The following is an 11,382-nucleotide window of genomic DNA, read 5'->3' as shown; positions in this document are numbered from 1 at the left end:
CGGCAGACGATCGGCCCGTGCGTCGGCCAGCCCAGCGAACGCGGCGCGCTAAGCGGTCTCGCCGTCGATGACGTCCTGACCTGCGATGACGTCGAAGCGCGGGTCATCGTCGTCCTCGCCCCCCGCCATGAACTCGGAGTTGAGGTCAGCGAGGCTCTTGGCCGCTTCACCGAGGGTGACGTTCAGGGAGAGCCGGGCGCGCGGGCTGAGCCCGAACCGGTCCTCCAGCTGCCGCACTTCGCCCTGCGTCACCTGGATGTGCCGCAGCAGCGGGTTCAGCACCGCCTGGCCCTGCGACCCCTCGACCATGTGCCCGCGCTTCTTCACCGCAGCGTTCGAGCGCTCCAGGTCGTCGTACAGCCGGAACAACCGCTCCAGCGCAGGCAGATCGGACACCGGGTCCGCGAGCCTCGCCACCGGCGACGCCCAGTAGTCCGCCCACCGGTCCCGCGTCACCTTCAGCAACCCCGCAGGCGGGGCCGGCGGTTCCGGCACCCCCACGGCCGCCTCAGGGACGGCCGCCAAGTCCTTCGCCGCGTTACGGCGCTGCCTGCGCTCCGGATCCTTCGGCGCAGGCCCGCGACCGGCCACCGGTCAGTCCTCCCCCGGCCGGTACACGTCGACCCCGTCCACCCCGGCGAGCAACAGCACCTCAACGCCCGGGAGCCGCTCCCGCAGCCGGTCGACGATGCGCTCCATCTGCACGGCCGGTGTGCCGCTCGGCATGCGGACCAGGACGGTGTCCCCGGGCCGGATCACAGTCGTCTCGACGGTCATCCGCATGGTCAGATCAGCGCGCTTCGCCATCCGGCCCGCTCCTCTCGCCCGCGGCCTGCCAGCTGCGCAGCACCTCGTCCTCGGGGTCCGCCTCGTACCGGTCGAACCAGCGGCGCACGTACTGCTGCCACTGCGGCGGCCGCTCCCGCATCGCTCGCAGCAGGCACGTCTCCTCCGGCCACCACAGCACCACCGACCGGGCCCCGTACCGCTGCCGGTAGTAGGCGCGCCGCTTGCGTTCCGGCGCGGTGGAGATGACCCAGCAGCGGCGCACCTGGTGGCTGCCGAGCATCAGCCGCTCCAGGGCCGCGTCCCGGGCCTCCGTGACGATCGGCAGGTGCGCGTCGATGAACTCGTACGTCCCGGCCAGGCTCATGGCCTCGCTCAGCGCGTCCAGGTCCAGGACCAGGTCCTCGGGGTGGGCGTGCTCGCTGATGTACCGGTTCTTGCCCGCGCACGGCGGCCCGGCCACGAGAACGACCTCGAGGCCCGGCGCGCGCGTGTGCGCCATCGATGAGCCGCGGGCTGAGTTGCACGAACGGCACAGCACCCGCAGCGGACCGGACTCGGCACCGCCCGCGCCGACCGCGACCTCGTGATCGGCGGTCAGGTTCTCCGCCGGGTGCGGGTCGCGCTGCCAGCCGGGGCATACCCAGCCGTGCTGTTCGACGTGCGCCCGTACGGCGTCTGCGCGGCGGAGTCGCTCCTGCCGGGTGTAGCCCTGGCGGGCCCTCGGTCCGGCGACGACGCGGCGGCGTCCGCCCTGATCACAGCGGGGGCACTGGCCTCTGACGGGCAGTCGGCAGCCGGGGCAGATCGACGGCGGGCGCATGATCACCGCCCCGAAAAAAGTCCTGAACCGAGTTCGCGGCGAATAGTGATGCATGGATATGCAGTGCATGAGTATGCGCCTATTTCACCGGAGCTCGGTTCGGTGGATTAGGGAGAGGGCTCCAGACCCGTACGCGATCTCCCCGGACAGCGGAGCGGGGTCGCCGCTGCTGATTCCTGCTTCGAGGGGGATAGGCCCCCCTCCCCCGTCCCTGATGTCCGTTTCGCGCTCTGCGTTCTTTGATCGTTTGCTGCGAGTGCATGGTGATGCATCGCTATGCAGTGCATGAGTATGCGGTGATCCATGCAGGCTTGATCCACTATGCAGGGCTATGCATGGGGGTATGCAGGGGGTGAGGTGCGGGGGTGGGTGGGGGTGCCGGCCTGCGGCCGGTGCCGGCCGGTGCCTAGTGGGGCGGTCAGCACTCCAGGGTGAGCGGGGGTCGCCACACCTGTCCGTCGCCGGGCGTTCCGGGTGTGGGGGTGTAGTGCAGGGGGACGAGGTGGGTGGCGGCGTTGGTCTGGTTGCGCTGGGGTGCGCCGTTGCTTCCCACCCATAGGTCGATGATCTGCCAGGGCTGGCCGTCGAGCAGGGCTACGGTGCGGGGCTGGCCTCCGCAGCTGTTGGGGTGGAAGGCGCGCCTGCCGTTGGCGGGTGGGCTCCAGCCGACGTTGCCGGGCGCGGTCCAGCCGGCGTACAGCGTCGGCGAGGTGGCGTACCCGATCGGCACGCCGGAGCAGTAGCCGCAGCCGGGGTCCGAGTAGGTGAGGATGTACTGCTGGGTCGTCTCGTCCCACCAGCCGCCGGGGCCCTCGACCTTGGTGAGGCCTGCGACCTGGGCGACGCCGACGCCCTGGTTGCCGCCGGTGCCGGACCAGTTGAGTTCCTGGATGGACAGGGCGCTGGCGCCGGGGCGGGTGCAGACGATGGCGGGCCGGCCGCCGGTCCCGGACTGGATCATGCCGAAGTCCCCGTTGCCCAGGCAGATGTCCAGGTTCGGCTTGTTGTACGAGCCGCGGGGCGCGCCGGCGGTGGGGCCGCAGGGGCCGACCAGGCTGTTGCAGCCCATGGCGTTGTAGGCGTGCGGTGCACCGAGGCTGTACTGGCGGGGGGCGTTGAACCAGAGGATGGCCGTGTTGTCGTTGTGGCCCCAACCGGTCCTGATGACCATCCTGGGGTTGAAGCATCCCTGCCCGGTCTGGGTGCCGCAGATCTGCTGCCAGGTGGAGCCGGTGGACGGGTCCACGGAGGCCGGGCTGAACAGGAGTTGGGGCGTTGACCAGGGGCCTTGCGGTGTGGGGGCGGTGCTGACGCCGAACCCGCACCACGAGGTCCCCGCCACGTACCACTGGAACCCGCAGGCGTACATGCTGCCGTACAGGTAGAAGGTGCCGTCGGCCTCGATCATCTGCGCGTCGTGCAGGTCGAGGCCTGAGATGGTGAACGCCGTGGGCTCGGGGGCCGGCGGCGTGGTGGGCGACTCTGTGACGGACGGCGAGGGAGTGGGGTCATCTCCGGCCGCCGGCGTGCCCGTGGCGAGCAGGGCCGTCACGGCGAGCAGCAGGGCGGTGAGGCTGCGGCGGACGCGCACGGTCGCCCCTCCTCTCGGGTGGGGGCGGACATGCGAAAGCCCGGCGCTGGGCCGGGCTCGAAGTGGGTGTCAGCGGTGGTGACGGGGGTGGAGACCTCACCGACAGCGCTGCCAACGTCTCACAGAATGAGTGCGCGCTGATCTTCTGTCAAGTAGCCGCTGGTCAGACGCCTTGACAATCGGGGCGCTTCGCGCTGTCGCGCTGCGCTGCGTCGGCGATGTCGACGAGGTCCCACAGCGCGAGTGGCTGCCCGCGGACCGGGTTGGGCTTGAAGCCGGCCGGGGCGACGCCGCGGCGGCGCGCCCAGTCGCGGAACCGGCGCGGCTGCATGCCGAGGGAGTAGGCGGCCATGTCTGTGGTGACGAGGGGCCGGCTGTCGCGGCCGGTGCGCGTGGTGCTCACGGCTCCAGTGTGCAGGCGGCCTGGGATTCGTCAGGCGATGAGCGGGCCGACGTCTTCGTTTCTCAGGCGCGCCGGGTCCTGCACCACGGCTTGCGGCAGTCGATGATGTCGGGGTCGGCGTGGTCGGCGACGAAGTCCCCGGTGGGCTGGCTGAGCTCCATGCCGAGCTCCGCCTCCAGTCGGCGGATCTTCACGGGTGAGGACACGTCATGGGTGTCGCAGCGGCGGGCGAAGCGGCGCAGGAGTTCCTTCACGGCGTCCAGCCTGTTACACGTCGCCGAGGACCTCGCGGCGGGCGGCTGCGGCCTTGCGGTTGAGGGCGTTGCTCATCCGTACGGCGGTGAAGGTGAGGAGGATGAAGCCGACGGCCAGCAGGACCTGGGTGATGACGCTGACGATGTGGACGTCCTGGGTCGCGCGGGCGATGGCGAGCAGGATGAAGTTGCCGGTGGCCCACGCGAACCAGATACGGAACTTCTCGACTCGGACGGCCTTCTGGACGTTGCTGTACTCGGACATGCGGGATTCCCCCCCTGCGCTGGCGTTGTTGGAGGCATTGTGGCGCTGTACGGGCCTGCCGTGCAGAGGTGTGACGGGCTTGTGACTTATGCGGGCGTGGTGCTCCGGTGCCGGATCACTGGCGCGCCGGGGGGTGACGAGGACGCTGGGCTTGTCAGACCCGGCTGAAACACTCGTTCCATGAAGATGAGTTATCAGGGTCCAGCGACCGTGATCGCGGATGGCGCCGAGGTCTCCGTCAAGGCTGACCTTCAGATTCACCAAGAGCCGGGCGGCATGACGTCTTGGGACGGAAGCCTTCAGGCTGATCCCTCTGTGGACTTCTGGGATGCCGACGAAACTCGGCTACGGATGCCCGACGGAAGGGAAGGCGCATTCATCGCTACCCGCGGCGTTGTGGGAAGCAGCGAGGTGGAGATCCAAGGCAGCGGTCCAGCGCCGTTCTGAGATCACACGCCAAGGCCCCGGCCTCCCCCTGCGGGTTGGGGAGGGCGGGGCCTTGGCGGCTGGCTACTTGAGCCGGGCGCTGACGGCGAGGCCGATCAGGCTGGCGGCCAGGACGGGCAGACCGAGCATGGCTGCCTGCTGCCTGGCGACCTTGCCCAGGTAGGCCTGGCCCACGATCGCGACGGCCATGACGACCATCGCCTGCTGCTTCTGCGACATCTCCACTCACCTCCTTCCGCTGGGCAGTTGGAGGCAGCATGGCACGCAGGTCTGACAACGACCCGATGCGTCGGAGCGGTTGTGCTTGCCGTGGCGGTAGAGCAGCGCGCGAGCGGACTCAGAGGCGGGGGTCTGGTCGGCGCTCATCGCGGCTCGCCGCCGATCGCCTCGAACGCCCACGTTGCGGGGCCCAGGACGAGCGCCCGGTACCGGCCCGGGCCGCCCGCCGGCGGGCCGGACCGGCTGACGCAGAAGCGGTGCAGCTGGCACTGCATCAGGTCGTCGTCGAGGCGTTCTCGCAGGGGGTGGCGGATGGTGAAGCCGTCCTCGTCGAACTGGACGACGTGCTCGGTCTCCTGGTCGCTCAGGAGGGTGGTCACGGCGTCCGACCGGGGGCACGAGTCGCTGGCGCAGACGACGGTGCCGTCTGGGGTGCGGCGCTGGAGGGTCTGGCCGCAGCCCATCGGGCAGTGCCCGGCGAGGGGCAGCGTGGAGGGGTTGGAGGGCTGGTCAGTCGGCATAGGTCATCTGCCTGTCGTAGTCGGCGCATTCGCAGGGGCAGTTGTGGCTCCGCTCGCACGGGCAGGGCTCGCAGCAGTAGTGGGTGCCGCAGTCCGGGCAGCGGGAGCGGTTGCAGTCATCGCAGGGCATCAGGTGGTCTCCAGGTCGAACAGGGCGTGCTGCTCGCCGCGGGCACGCTGCTTGGCGTAGTAGGCGCGCCGTAGCGTGAGCCGCTCCTCACGGCAGCAGGCGCAGTGATCCCACATGTCTACGGGCTTGCCGTCCGGGTTCAGATCGCCCCACTCCCCCCACCATTCCTCGCCGGTGGTGGTGATGCCGGTGAGGATCGTGGCGCCGACGTAGCCGACGACCCAGCCCCGGAAGCCGGTACGCCGGTGTCCCGGGGCGGGGTAGCCGCTGTAGCCGTGCATCTGCACCATGTCGCCGGGCTCGTACGGGCAGTGGGCAGGCGGCTGGCGGCCACTGGCCGTGGCGAAGGCTTCCCGCAGCTGCTCGGGGATGTGGTCGGGCACGGAGTGCCGGGGTTGCGGTGGCGCGGTCACCGCTCCGGCTCCTGGCGGATGGTCCTCCGGGGCTGCCCGTACGCCTCGGCGAGCACGTCGGGGGTGATGGTCTCGCCGTTGACGCCGCGCAGGGTGCGGCCGTGCCGCAGGTGCCAGATGTCCGCGTAGCCGAGCGTGCCGCCCTGGCAGTCCATCTGTGGCGGGCAGGCCCGCGAGGCACCAGGCGTGGCGAGGCACAGGCAGCGGTGCCAGCGCGTCGGGCCGTGCTGGACGCCGGCCTCGCACTCGGCGCCGGGCGGATGCTGGGCGTGGCCGCATCCGGTGCACTGGCCCGGCGGCTTGCTCGCCAGCGAGCAAGCCTCGCTTCCGCCGGCGCAGCGCGTCTCCTCGAGGGAGGCGATGTGGACGTGCTCGCCGGACTTCACGGTCGCTCGCGGGCGCAAGACGATGGCCTGGCTGACGCGAGCCAGGGCGGCTGCGAGGGCGCGGGGGTCCGGGTGGAGGACGATCAGCTGTGCCGACTCGGGGACGCGGTGGCGTTCCAGCTGGGCGAGGGCACGGTCGACGTTGGGGTACGGACGGTAGCTCACGGGTCAGCCCTCCGCCGGGGTCTCATCGATGAGGGCGCGTTGGAGGCGCTCTTCCCAGTCGTGGGCGACCAGGTCGAGGATGGTCAGTTCGTGGGTGAAGCGGAAGGTGTGCCAGTTGTCCGGCTTGAGCTCCAGGCCGTCGGAGGAGGCGCGCAGGCCGCCCATGGAGATCCGCCACCGTTCGCCGGCGTCGAGGTCGTACCAGGCGTCCTGACGCTCGCCCCGCTCCCGCTTCTGCTGCTCGTTGAGGGCGTTCCAGTCGCGGGGGACGGCGTCGGGCCAGGGCGGCATCCAGTCGCCCACGCCGCTGTTGGGGAAGCTGTCGGTCACCGAGTAGGAGGTGACCACGGGTTCGTCGTCGCGCTCGCGCAGCAGGGCAACGACGTCCTCCCAGCCCTGCGGCACCCACAGCGGCTCCGGGCGGCCGTGGTCGGGCTCGGCTGCGTAGTGGATGCCGCGCCGGTAGACGCCGCCGTCGAGGCCAGCCTGCAAGATGTCGGCGAGCCAGGCCCGGTTGGGGCCGTCGACCCAGGTGTGGATCTCGCAGGCGCCGTGCAGGCGCGCGGCCAGTTTGATCTGGTCGCTGCCGAGCAAGGCGGCGGTGTTCAGGGCGAGGGAGAACTGATCGATCTGCTTGCCGTGGTACTGGATGAGAGGGGCGCTGCGGTCCCAGCCGACCGCGAAGGCGGTGGCGTAGATGGACGCCCAGTCGTTCAGCCAGCCGTGTCCCTCCGTGGGCCGCTTGGCCATGTAGTGGTCGGGGTGGATGAGCTGACGCAGCCGCTCGACGCGCGAGAGGTCCCGGAGGTCCAGGACTCCGATCGCGATGTCGTTGACGAGGCTGCCGAGCCAGGCGCGTTCCGAGCCGCGTAGCTCGGCGGTGCGGGTGGGGCTACGGAAGTAGACGCGGCTCACGGGGTGGGGCCTTCCTGGGTATGGAACTGGACTTCGAGAACGGTGTCGGCCATGGCGCGGATGGCGGCGCGGGCGGCGGCAGCGTTGTGCTCGGGGGTGTCCGGCGTGGCGCGGGTGGCGCGCAGGACGGCGAGGGCCTGGCGCAGCGGCTCGTCGAGGTGGAGCACGAGCGTGTCGCGCTCCGGCGCATCCGGCGCGGGGTCCGACGCGGGCGGGGTGGTCTCGGTGGCGCGCTGGCGCTGCTCCGTCTCGATAGCGTCGATGTCCCGGCGGATCGTGTCCTTACCGACCCCGAACCGACCTGCGATGGTGCGGGCGCTGATGCCCGGCTCCTGGCGCATCAGTTCCTGCACCATGGCGCGGCGGGCGGCGATCGTCAGCGGGGGCGGCATGTTCACTGGCTCGGTCCTTCAGGGTTGGTGGCGTGCGACGTGGCGCGCGCCGTCTCGTCGGGGTACGCCACGGCGCTCACGTCGCGCCACTCGCCGTGCTCCCAGTCCTCGGACCTGAACGCGACCACGTTCCCCGTGCCGTCCTTGCGGGAGAGGAAGCCGACAGCTCGGGCCTGTCCGTCCCAGGGGGCCAGCTCCACGCAGAGGCACTGGAACTGCCAGCGGCCCCGGCTGTAGGTGTGCTCAGCCTGGAAGAAGTCGGGGGCCCTGCCGGGCTCTGGGCCGTCCTCGAAGTCGTAGCCTGCCACCTGCCAGCGCTCAGCTTGCCGGTCCCACACCACGGACCACACGCGGTGGTCGGTCAGGGTGCCGTCGAGGTCGATACCGACCGGCAGTCCGGCTGCCCCCGCCGCGTTGAGGGCGTCGGCGATGGCAACCCAGTAGGAACGCTCGGTGCGCGGCGCGGACGTCTGGCCGGACCCCGCTGGCGCGAGCCAGCCGGCGACCTTGCGGCGCGTCTCCGGGTCGAAGAAGAGCGCGACGGGCCGGCCGTCCTCGGCGATCGCGCCGACCAAGAGGATCGGCTCTTCCTCCGGGGCTGGCTCGATCGCCGTGTCGTACCGGGAGACAGGCAGGGGGTCCGGCACCAGGCGGCCGGTGATCTTCGCCCGCTCGGCGTCGTCGGCCATGCGGCGCAGCGGCCAGCCGCAGCCGTAGAGGCGCTCGATCTTGTCGGCGGCCGCGCGCAGGACCGAGACGCGTTCGAGTCGCCGAAGGTCGGCGATCGCGCTGGCCGACATGGGCTGTCCCTCCGACGCGAGCTCGGCGCGCAAGCGGTCGATCTCGGCGAGCAGCTCGGGGACGGCGGCCCTGGCGGTGGCGATGAACTCGGCGAGGTGCTCGCCGTAGTCCGGCACGGTGGCGACGAGGCCGGCGAGCGGGTGGTCCGTCGCGTACATCACCCGCCAGGTGCCGTCCTCCCAGTTCGGGTGCAGCGTCCAGGGCGGGCCGTACACGGTCGGGATGGACTCGCGGATCTCTTGCTCCCGTTCGGGGCTCAGCGGCTCGGTCACTGAGGCTCACCTCGTTCTGCCTCCAGCTCGGCAACCCGTTCCCGCAGCTCCTGCCGTTCTCGGTTGGCCTGGTGCAGTGCCATCTGCCCGGCGATGACCGTGAACAGCATGTGCTGGATGACCTCCTGGGCGTCCCGGGCGCGAGCCGCGTATCGGTCGGCTGCACCGCCCGTAGAGATCGCCCGAGAGCGGGCCATGCCCCACGCGATCCGGTACCGCTCGGCACGGGCCTCGGCGTCGAGCAGGCGGCGCAGCACTGGGGCCGCGTGCTCGCCCATGTAGGCGGCGAGGTTGAGGCAGTACCAGTCCTCTCGCTGGGTGGTGTGGTCGTGCTGGCGGCGGTCCTGGACCGACGTGCCGAAGGACATCAGCAGGGAGTTCCGGGCGGGCTGCGCGTCGCCGATCTGCTGGGCCAGGGCGGCCCGCTGCTCCGGCGTCAGCTTGTCGCGGGCGCTCACCGGCTCTCGCCCCTCTCGGCGTCGTCGACCAGGAGTTCGGCGGCCTGCTTGGCGGACAGCAGCCCGTTGCGGTCGGAGACGGCGAGTCGGATCCGTTCGGCTTCGGTGGTGTGCCCGTGTGCGTCGAGCAGCTCGGCGGCGTGCGCGCCGTGCATGCCGCGCCGCAGCTTCGCGGCGTCGGCGACGAGCTTGGCGGCCGGGACGGCTTCGAGGCGCGCCGTCTCCCAGGAGGCCGTGCGGGCGCGGTGGAAGGTGTGGCGCTCGCGGGTGCCGCTGTGGCTCGTGCACGGCTGGCCGGCGGGCGCGTCGCAGCCGCCCGGGGCGGGCGGGCACGGGACGGCGCGTGGCGTGGGAGGAGGGGTGGCGGCCATCAGTCGGTGTCCTCGTCGTCGGGCTCGCACGCGCCGAGGGCGAACTTCCAGACCCAGGAGGAGCCGTCGACGTACAGGCGCGGGAAGTGCCAGATGTTCTGACTGTCCCCGTCGATGAAGCGGACCTGGTCGACGGGCAGGCCGGGCATCTGGATCTCGATGCTGCGGCCGTCGGCCATGGCGATGGTGAAGGCGTAGCGGCCGTCGCCGTAGTCGGCGGCCGGGGTGCGCTCGCAGCTGTCCACGCCCAGCCCGGCCCGCCGGAGGTCGTCGGCGAAGACGGTGATGTTGGTGGCGGCGTGCGCCTCGCTGGCCTGCGGCACCGGTCCGGTGCCGGGGTTGATGACAACGATCATGAGGTGGGGTCCTTCGGGGTGCGGGCGTCGCAGGGCTGGGTGAGTTGCGCGATCAGCAGCGGGAGGGCCTGCGCGTCGCCGACGTCGCGGGCGTAGGCGAGGGCAGCGACGAGCTGCTGCCGCTCCTCGTCGGTGGTCCAGTGAGCGATGACGTGGTGGCAGGTGCGCGCGGGAGCGGCGCTATGGGGCTCGGTCATCGCTGTCGCGCCCTGGCGGGTTGCAGGTCGCGCAGCCGGGCCACGACCGGACCGGCCTTGTCGTTGACCAGTTCGGCCAGGGTGAACACCGCCTCGCGGGCGTCGGCGAGCAGGCCGGGGCCACGCAGGTGCTTCGGTGCCGGCAGCAGCGCCTCGTCGATCGGGACGCGCACCTCCGCCGTGGCCAGCACCGCCGGGTGCCGGTCGTCGGGGGCCTCCCGCTCCGGGAACGAGCCGTCGTGGCGGTAGTTCCTCGACTGCCAGTCCCGCCACTCGTACGGCAGCCGCACGTGCAGGTCGCTGTGCAGCACCGGCACGCGCACGGTGAGCACGAGGTCCGGACCGTCCTCGGCGAAGCCGGTGGTGATGCCGGCGAGGTCGGGGCGGGTGCGCACGTAGCCCGGCGACATGACCGGGCTGGTGGCGATGCGCCACGCTGCGGCGGCGAACTCCGACGGGTTCAGCGCCTCCGGGGCCCATGCCTCGAAGTCGCGCGGGTGCTGGGCGAGATAGGCGCCGAAGCGTGAGCGGCCGTCGGAGGCGTTGACGCGGTCGTAGTCATCGTCGACCAGGGCGAGCGTGGTCGGCGTCCAGGTCAGGGTCATCGTGGTCTTTCCGGTTTGTCAGGGCCTGAGTTGGTGCGCCCGGCCGGAGTTGAACCGGCACTGACGTTGAGGTACGGGCGCTGGGGCCCGGCGGCGGGAAGCGAGTCGATGCGCTGGGCGCAGGTCGCGTGTCCGGCCGCCGGGCGTCCGGCGGGGTCAGCGGCCGGCGATCTCGCGCAAGCGGCGCAGGGCCGTCTCGCCGGTCACGTTCCAGAAGGTGTTGTGCTCCCGCAGGCCGAGGGCGTCGCGGGCGACGTCGCTGATCAGTCGCCGCTCTCCGCCCCTCTGGGCGTAGGTCCCGGCGCTGGTCTCGTACTCGAACCCGTCCTCGTCGCGGCTGGTCAGGTCGACCTCGTCCGCGTCTTCGGGCAGGTCGACCAGGGTCCAGCCGGTGACGTGTGCGACCCACCCGGCCGCGCACATCGTGGTGCCACAGGCCGGCTCGTCGTCCGGGGTGAACGGGCTCCTGACCGGGGTGCGCACCCAGTAGTGCATGCTGAACGCGGCCTCGTTGGCCTCGATCCCGTCGAGGACGGCGGCCGCCACCTCGGCGGGCGTCTGGGGGTAGGGGGTGACCTTGGTGTCGATCATCGCAACTCCAGCGAATGGAAC

Annotated in this window: 21 protein-coding genes; 1 reads left to right on the top strand and 20 read right to left on the bottom strand. The window is 71.5% G+C overall.

From position 1 onward, the window contains the following. Positions 1–48 precede the first annotated feature (48 nt). The 7 genes from ACFYX4_RS22920 to ACFYX4_RS22890 form a co-directional block, all read right to left on the bottom strand. Entirely contained in the window at positions 49–525 is a 477-nt protein-coding gene (locus tag ACFYX4_RS22920) for a P27 family phage terminase small subunit (protein WP_389336232.1), read from the bottom strand. A 69-nt stretch (positions 526–594) separates the two neighbouring features. Beyond that, positions 595–807 (bottom strand): hypothetical protein, encoded by a 213-nt coding sequence (locus ACFYX4_RS22915; protein ID WP_389336229.1) that lies wholly within the window; start codon positions 805–807, stop codon positions 595–597. Then, entirely contained in the window at positions 791–1,609 is an 819-nt protein-coding gene (locus ACFYX4_RS22910; protein ID WP_389336226.1) for a hypothetical protein, read from the bottom strand. Before ACFYX4_RS22910 ends, ACFYX4_RS22915 begins: the two co-directional genes overlap by 17 nt. 418 nt (positions 1,610–2,027) lie before the next feature. Continuing rightward, a complete protein-coding gene (locus ACFYX4_RS22905) occupies positions 2,028–3,200 on the bottom strand; it encodes a hypothetical protein (RefSeq protein WP_389336224.1) in 1,173 nt (390 codons plus the stop codon). A 163-nt stretch (positions 3,201–3,363) separates the two neighbouring features. Beyond that, positions 3,364–3,603, bottom strand: coding sequence for a hypothetical protein (locus ACFYX4_RS22900; RefSeq protein ID WP_389336221.1), 240 nt, complete (start codon positions 3,601–3,603; stop codon positions 3,364–3,366). Positions 3,604–3,665: 62 nt separating this feature from the next. Then, positions 3,666–3,857 carry a hypothetical protein gene (locus ACFYX4_RS22895; RefSeq protein ID WP_389336219.1) on the bottom strand — a complete coding sequence of 64 codons (192 nt, stop codon included), beginning with the start codon at positions 3,855–3,857 and terminating at the stop codon, positions 3,666–3,668. A gap of 13 nt (positions 3,858–3,870) precedes the next feature. Next, positions 3,871–4,122 (bottom strand): hypothetical protein, encoded by a 252-nt coding sequence (locus tag ACFYX4_RS22890; protein WP_389336216.1) that lies wholly within the window; start codon positions 4,120–4,122, stop codon positions 3,871–3,873. A gap of 180 nt (positions 4,123–4,302) precedes the next feature. Between ACFYX4_RS22890 and ACFYX4_RS22885 the strand changes: the two genes are divergently transcribed. Further along, positions 4,303–4,569 (top strand): DUF4873 domain-containing protein, encoded by a 267-nt coding sequence (locus ACFYX4_RS22885; protein ID WP_389336213.1) that lies wholly within the window; start codon positions 4,303–4,305, stop codon positions 4,567–4,569. Positions 4,570–4,632: 63 nt separating this feature from the next. Here the strand turns inward: ACFYX4_RS22885 and ACFYX4_RS22880 are convergent, their stop codons facing one another. The 13 genes from ACFYX4_RS22880 to ACFYX4_RS22820 all read right to left on the bottom strand — a co-directional run bounded on the left by ACFYX4_RS22880 (position 4,633) and on the right by ACFYX4_RS22820 (position 11,361). Continuing rightward, positions 4,633–4,788: a hypothetical protein gene (locus tag ACFYX4_RS22880; RefSeq protein WP_389336210.1), complete on the bottom strand. Its 156-nt coding sequence runs from the start codon at positions 4,786–4,788 to the stop codon at positions 4,633–4,635. Between the two features lie 143 nt (positions 4,789–4,931). Continuing rightward, the gene (locus ACFYX4_RS22875; protein ID WP_389336207.1) at positions 4,932–5,309 is read right to left on the bottom strand and encodes a DUF6085 family protein; all 378 of its coding nucleotides are present in this window, start codon (positions 5,307–5,309) and stop codon (positions 4,932–4,934) included. Between the two features lie 129 nt (positions 5,310–5,438). Next, complete coding sequence (locus ACFYX4_RS22870) at positions 5,439–5,852, bottom strand: hypothetical protein (protein WP_389336204.1); 414 nt, start codon at positions 5,850–5,852, stop codon at positions 5,439–5,441. Continuing rightward, a complete protein-coding gene (locus ACFYX4_RS22865; RefSeq protein WP_389336201.1) occupies positions 5,849–6,403 on the bottom strand; it encodes a hypothetical protein in 555 nt (184 codons plus the stop codon). Before ACFYX4_RS22865 ends, ACFYX4_RS22870 begins: the two co-directional genes overlap by 4 nt. 3 nt (positions 6,404–6,406) lie before the next feature. Continuing rightward, positions 6,407–7,318 carry a hypothetical protein gene (locus ACFYX4_RS22860; RefSeq protein WP_389336198.1) on the bottom strand — a complete coding sequence of 304 codons (912 nt, stop codon included), beginning with the start codon at positions 7,316–7,318 and terminating at the stop codon, positions 6,407–6,409. Beyond that, complete coding sequence (locus tag ACFYX4_RS22855; RefSeq protein ID WP_389336887.1) at positions 7,315–7,710, bottom strand: helix-turn-helix domain-containing protein; 396 nt, start codon at positions 7,708–7,710, stop codon at positions 7,315–7,317. The genes ACFYX4_RS22860 and ACFYX4_RS22855 overlap by 4 nt, the downstream gene beginning before the upstream one ends. A gap of 2 nt (positions 7,711–7,712) precedes the next feature. Further along, complete coding sequence (locus ACFYX4_RS22850) at positions 7,713–8,783, bottom strand: hypothetical protein (protein ID WP_389336195.1); 1,071 nt, start codon at positions 8,781–8,783, stop codon at positions 7,713–7,715. Further along, a complete protein-coding gene (locus ACFYX4_RS22845; protein WP_389336193.1) occupies positions 8,780–9,241 on the bottom strand; it encodes a hypothetical protein in 462 nt (153 codons plus the stop codon). Before ACFYX4_RS22845 ends, ACFYX4_RS22850 begins: the two co-directional genes overlap by 4 nt. Further along, a complete protein-coding gene (locus ACFYX4_RS22840; RefSeq protein WP_389336190.1) occupies positions 9,238–9,612 on the bottom strand; it encodes a hypothetical protein in 375 nt (124 codons plus the stop codon). The genes ACFYX4_RS22845 and ACFYX4_RS22840 overlap by 4 nt, the downstream gene beginning before the upstream one ends. After that, positions 9,612–9,968, bottom strand: a complete 357-nt coding sequence (locus ACFYX4_RS22835) for a hypothetical protein (RefSeq protein ID WP_389336187.1) — start codon at positions 9,966–9,968, stop codon at positions 9,612–9,614. Before ACFYX4_RS22835 ends, ACFYX4_RS22840 begins: the two co-directional genes overlap by 1 nt. Further along, positions 9,965–10,165 (bottom strand): hypothetical protein, encoded by a 201-nt coding sequence (locus ACFYX4_RS22830; protein ID WP_389336184.1) that lies wholly within the window; start codon positions 10,163–10,165, stop codon positions 9,965–9,967. The genes ACFYX4_RS22835 and ACFYX4_RS22830 overlap by 4 nt, the downstream gene beginning before the upstream one ends. Further along, entirely contained in the window at positions 10,162–10,770 is a 609-nt protein-coding gene (locus ACFYX4_RS22825) for a hypothetical protein (RefSeq protein ID WP_389336181.1), read from the bottom strand. Before ACFYX4_RS22825 ends, ACFYX4_RS22830 begins: the two co-directional genes overlap by 4 nt. 156 nt (positions 10,771–10,926) lie before the next feature. Then, positions 10,927–11,361 carry a hypothetical protein gene (locus ACFYX4_RS22820; protein ID WP_389336178.1) on the bottom strand — a complete coding sequence of 145 codons (435 nt, stop codon included), beginning with the start codon at positions 11,359–11,361 and terminating at the stop codon, positions 10,927–10,929. Positions 11,362–11,382: the final 21 nt, after the last annotated feature.

The organism is Streptomyces sp. NPDC002328, assembly GCF_042890065.1.
Lineage (GTDB): Bacteria > Actinomycetota > Actinomycetes > Streptomycetales > Streptomycetaceae > Streptomyces.
This window is presented reverse-complemented; position numbering and strand designations above follow the sequence as displayed.

Excerpts from the sequence above, each read along its gene's own strand:
- ACFYX4_RS22830 (WP_389336184.1), bottom strand. The coding sequence starts at position 10,165 with ATGACCGAGCCCCATAGCGCCGCTCCCGCGCGCACCTGCCACCACGTC.
- ACFYX4_RS22855 (WP_389336887.1), bottom strand. The coding sequence starts at position 7,710 with ATGCCGCCCCCGCTGACGATCGCCGCCCGCCGCGCCATGGTGCAGGAA.
- ACFYX4_RS22875 (WP_389336207.1), bottom strand. The coding sequence starts at position 5,309 with ATGCCGACTGACCAGCCCTCCAACCCCTCCACGCTGCCCCTCGCCGGG.
- ACFYX4_RS22890 (WP_389336216.1), bottom strand. The coding sequence starts at position 4,122 with ATGTCCGAGTACAGCAACGTCCAGAAGGCCGTCCGAGTCGAGAAGTTC.
- ACFYX4_RS22840 (WP_389336190.1), bottom strand. The coding sequence starts at position 9,612 with ATGGCCGCCACCCCTCCTCCCACGCCACGCGCCGTCCCGTGCCCGCCC.
- ACFYX4_RS22885 (WP_389336213.1), top strand. The coding sequence starts at position 4,303 with ATGAAGATGAGTTATCAGGGTCCAGCGACCGTGATCGCGGATGGCGCC.
- ACFYX4_RS22825 (WP_389336181.1), bottom strand. The coding sequence starts at position 10,770 with ATGACCCTGACCTGGACGCCGACCACGCTCGCCCTGGTCGACGATGAC.
- ACFYX4_RS22820 (WP_389336178.1), bottom strand. The coding sequence starts at position 11,361 with ATGATCGACACCAAGGTCACCCCCTACCCCCAGACGCCCGCCGAGGTG.
- ACFYX4_RS22915 (WP_389336229.1), bottom strand. The coding sequence starts at position 807 with ATGGCGAAGCGCGCTGATCTGACCATGCGGATGACCGTCGAGACGACT.
- ACFYX4_RS22910 (WP_389336226.1), bottom strand. The coding sequence starts at position 1,609 with ATGCGCCCGCCGTCGATCTGCCCCGGCTGCCGACTGCCCGTCAGAGGC.
- ACFYX4_RS22880 (WP_389336210.1), bottom strand. The coding sequence starts at position 4,788 with ATGTCGCAGAAGCAGCAGGCGATGGTCGTCATGGCCGTCGCGATCGTG.
- ACFYX4_RS22835 (WP_389336187.1), bottom strand. The coding sequence starts at position 9,968 with ATGATCGTTGTCATCAACCCCGGCACCGGACCGGTGCCGCAGGCCAGC.